We start from the raw sequence: 863 nt of genomic DNA, 5'->3' as shown, positions 1-863 counted from the left end.
GGGACAGCGAGTGATTTAGAAAAAGTAACAAATTCGGAAGTAATTGCTTATTCCGCTTCTGGTTTTCGTGATTTTACGCGTTTAGCATCTTCTGATCCCGTTATGTGGCGAGATATTTGTTTGCATAATAAGGATGCTATTTTAGAAATGTTGAGCCGTTTTAGTGAGGGGCTTGCTTTTTTAGAACGGGCAATTCATTTAGGAGATGGTGAGACACTGTTTAACTTTTTTACACGTACGCGTGCTGTACGTCGCAATATTATTGATGCTGGACAGGAAATTGATGCTCCTGATTTTGGACGTCAGAGTGTTTCTAAAAAAGGGTGAATAAAAGCAAGGGGGTTTTGTTGAATTTCGTTGGTTTTTTCTAGAAATCGATAAGAAGTTTTTTCTTTATTCAGTCATAGATTGCAATAAAAAGGAGGGGCGATTGCTCCGATACAGATAATCATGACTTCAAAAGGTTTTATGTGTGCACGATCATCTTGCTTAGCTCTCTATAGGGCATATGATGTACAGAAGAGGTTACTGATCTGTAGAAGTAACAAAAAAATGAGGTCGTTGTAGAACTTCATAGAGTGGGTTATTGTTTTTGTTTTGGTATAAAGTCGGGCTTGACCGTATTGATTATTGACCTTTATATTGCAACATTGCAAAATGTTTATTTGCAGAGTTTTGATAATTTTTATAAAACTTGAAATAGACTGAGGAAGAGTTTTACCAGAAAGTATTGAGTTTTGTTAAAAAATATCTTTTGGTATAGCTATCGTATTTTGGGTGACGCAGTAAGTCATTATTGGCGTGATAATGGAAGTGCTTTTGCGAGCCATGTTGCGCTATCGGGGCTTTTAGCATTTTTCCCT

Annotated in this window: 1 protein-coding gene and 1 pseudogene; both read left to right on the top strand. The window is 36.7% G+C overall.

Annotation, left to right across the window (positions count from 1 at the left end; translation table 11 throughout):
• The coding region (locus tag ACFILW_RS10165; RefSeq protein ID WP_375685775.1) for a prephenate dehydrogenase dimerization domain-containing protein at positions 1-327 on the top strand (327 nt) is incomplete at its 5' end.
• A 410-nt stretch (positions 328-737) separates the two neighbouring features.
• Positions 738-863 (top strand): annotated as a pseudogene (locus ACFILW_RS10160) (ribonuclease BN); the annotation flags it as partial.

It is taken from the genome of Bartonella sp. TT110JLCBS, assembly GCF_042193405.1.
Taxonomy (GTDB): Bacteria; Pseudomonadota; Alphaproteobacteria; order Rhizobiales; family Rhizobiaceae; genus Bartonella.
This window is presented reverse-complemented; position numbering and strand designations above follow the sequence as displayed.